This is a genomic window from Paenochrobactrum pullorum (assembly GCF_041929845.1).
Classification (GTDB): Bacteria; Pseudomonadota; Alphaproteobacteria; order Rhizobiales; family Rhizobiaceae; genus Paenochrobactrum; species Paenochrobactrum pullorum.
In genome coordinates this window covers 1-1,114 of the sequence record NZ_JBHEEH010000051.1, presented here as the reverse complement: position 1 = coordinate 1,114, position 1,114 = coordinate 1, and the positions used below count along the sequence as shown (strand labels likewise).

Annotated in this window: 3 protein-coding genes; 1 reads left to right on the top strand and 2 read right to left on the bottom strand. The window is 46.9% G+C overall.

Annotated features, from left to right (window positions below):
- Window positions 1-321 (top strand): GNAT family N-acetyltransferase (locus JNC77_RS17575; protein WP_374834810.1); only part of this gene is annotated, 321 nt, incomplete at its 5' end.
- A 3-nt stretch (window positions 322-324) separates the two neighbouring features.
- Here JNC77_RS17575 and JNC77_RS17570 read toward each other — a convergent pair.
- Window positions 325-621, bottom strand: a complete 297-nt coding sequence (locus tag JNC77_RS17570) for an addiction module antidote protein (protein WP_374834808.1) — start codon at window positions 619-621, stop codon at window positions 325-327.
- Window positions 621-908, bottom strand: a complete 288-nt coding sequence (locus tag JNC77_RS17565; protein WP_374834806.1) for a type II toxin-antitoxin system RelE/ParE family toxin — start codon at window positions 906-908, stop codon at window positions 621-623. The genes JNC77_RS17570 and JNC77_RS17565 overlap by 1 nt, the downstream gene beginning before the upstream one ends.
- Window positions 909-1,114: the final 206 nt, after the last annotated feature.

Below are 1,114 nucleotides of genomic sequence, written 5' to 3'. Positions count from 1 at the left end.
CTCTTTGATCAGCACATGGCAAGCCGTCAAGCTTGCGTGCTTGTCTTTGAACATAACAGCCAAGTAAGCGGCCTCTTGATGGCGGTCTGGTTTGAGCATCCATTTGGTGCCGGCCGTTACGCCAAGGAAACAGTCTGGTTTATTGCCCCGCAATCGCGTGGCCGCTCAGCAATCAAAATGCTCTCAGCCTATGAGACATGGGCAAAAGAGCAGGGCTGCACCGCTATTGGTATGGCCTCGTTAGAGATCAATGATGTCTCGAAGCTTTATTTGCGCCGCGGCTACAGATCGGTTGAGACGCATTTTCTTAAAATTCTTTGACAATCAGGCGGCGTGCTTATCTGATCGAATTGTTAAATGCAAACCGAGGGCTTTCATCACTCCGAGCAAAGTTGAGAGCTTCGGGTCACCTTTTTCGCTTAGAGATGTGTAGAGTGCTTCGCGGGTGATACCAGCTTCTTTGGCAACCTTTGTCATGCCTTTAGCCTTGGCTATGTTGCCCAAAGCGATAGCAATGTCTTTTGTGTCGCCGTCTTCAAACGCTATTTCAAGATATTCTTGAATAGCCTCGTCACTAGTGAGTAGGGCAGTTGGATCCCATGGGGTGGTTTTAATAGACATTAAACCTCCTTTGCCATGTTGATGGCAGCTTTAATATCACGATCCTGCGAGCGTTTGTCGCCACCGGAAAGCAGAATGAAAATAGTGTTGCCGCGCTTGACAAAATAAACCCGATAACCGGGGCCATAGTCGATGCGAAGCTCACCTATACCGTCGAAAAATTTAGCATCTCCCAAAAGACCGAAAGACAGTCGGTCAATGCGCTTCTGAACGCGCAACTGAGCAGTTCGATCTTTAAGTGATGAAAACCATTTGGCAAATATCTCTGTTTGGCGAACTTCAATCATCTGTAATATTTATATTACAAAGACGTTCACGTCAATGAATATGTAAGATTTAAATTACATTCTTATCCCTAAGGTATATTCATGGCTATTTTTACAGGCCTCGCAACCATTGGCACGGCGATTGGCTCATTCATTGGTGGTTTGGGTGTCGTTGGCTCATTCCTGCTTCGCACCGCCGTTGGTGTGGGCTTAAACCTTCTGGCGCA

Excerpts from the sequence above, each read along its gene's own strand:
- JNC77_RS17565 (WP_374834806.1), bottom strand. The coding sequence starts at position 908 with ATGATTGAAGTTCGCCAAACAGAGATATTTGCCAAATGGTTTTCATCA.
- JNC77_RS17570 (WP_374834808.1), bottom strand. The coding sequence starts at position 621 with ATGTCTATTAAAACCACCCCATGGGATCCAACTGCCCTACTCACTAGT.